This window comes from Mycoplana sp. BE70, from assembly GCF_031455855.1.
GTDB lineage: Bacteria > Pseudomonadota > Alphaproteobacteria > Rhizobiales > Rhizobiaceae > Mycoplana.
The window spans coordinates 1-1144 of sequence record NZ_JAVDTM010000030.1 but is presented as its reverse complement, the minus strand read 5'-3'; the positions used below and the strand labels follow the sequence as shown (position 1 = coordinate 1144).

The following is a 1144-nucleotide window of genomic DNA, read 5'->3' as shown; positions in this document are numbered from 1 at the left end:
TGTAGCCGGGTACATTCTATTTCCAAGTGCGACATGCCAATAAAAACAATGGTTTCGCATTGGAGATATTTCTCGTGTCGCTTTGCTATTCGCAGCTTTCCCTGCCCGATCGCCGACGGCTCCACCATCTGAAGGAACGCAAGGTCCCTGTTAGCGAGATCGCGCGCCTGCTTGGCCGTCACCGCTCGACGATCTATCGCGAACTGAGACGCAATACGTTTCAAGATGCCGAGTTTCCCGAATATAGCGGCTACTACTGCACCGTTGCTGACGACATCGCCAAGGAACGTCGGCGGCGCTTGCGCAAGCTCAGGCGGCATTCCGATCTGCGCGTGTTCGTGATCGATCGACTGAAGGCGCATTGGTCGCCGGAGCAGATCGCTGGTCGCCTGGTTGCCGATGGCGTGAGTCCCGTCCGCATTTGCCCGGAAACGATCTATCGCTTCATCTATTCCAAGGAAGACTATGCGTTGGGGCTCTACCGCCACCTTCCCGAGGCGCGGCGCAAACGGCGACGGCGCGGAACCCGCCAGCCACGCGGTTCGCGTATCCCGATCGATTGCAGGATCGGTCAACGACCTGAATTCATTGGCGATCGTTCGGACTTTGGTCATTGGGAAGGCGACCTGCTGATCTTTCGCCGCGAGCTCGGTGAAGCCAACATCACCACCCTCGTCGAGCGCAAGAGCCGCTACACGGTCATGATCAAAAACAGGAGCCGGCACTCACGGCCGATCATGGACAAGATCATCCACGCGTTCTCGCCTCTGCCTTCGCATGCTCGCCGCAGCTTCACCTTCGACCGTGGAACCGAGTTCATGGGCTATCGGGCTCTGGAAGATGGGATCGGCGCGAGGAGCTGGTTTTGCGATCCCAATTCGCCGTGGCAGAAAGGTGCTGTCGAGAACGCCAACAAGCGCATCCGCCGCTTCATGCCCGGCGACACGGATCTGGCCACGGTGGATCAGTCCCAACTCGTCGCCCTCGCCCATCACCTCAATTCACTGCCACGCAAGTGCCTTGGCTTCAGAACACCTGCAGAGATGTTCATGGCGCATTTGCGCGAAGGCGGGTGATCCCCTACCCTTCACACGCCCATGTTGCACTTGGCGTCGATTCTCCACCGCAAAGTTAGAATGTCCTG

1 protein-coding gene is annotated in these 1144 nt (G+C 58.6%); it reads left to right on the top strand.

Annotated features, from left to right (window positions below; all coding sequences use genetic code 11):
* The first annotated feature begins 74 nt into the window (after positions 1-74).
* Positions 75-1076: an IS30 family transposase gene (locus J2Y48_RS25305; RefSeq protein ID WP_310424405.1), complete on the top strand. Its 1002-nt coding sequence runs from the start codon at positions 75-77 to the stop codon at positions 1074-1076.
* The last annotated feature ends 68 nt before the right edge of the window (positions 1077-1144 follow it).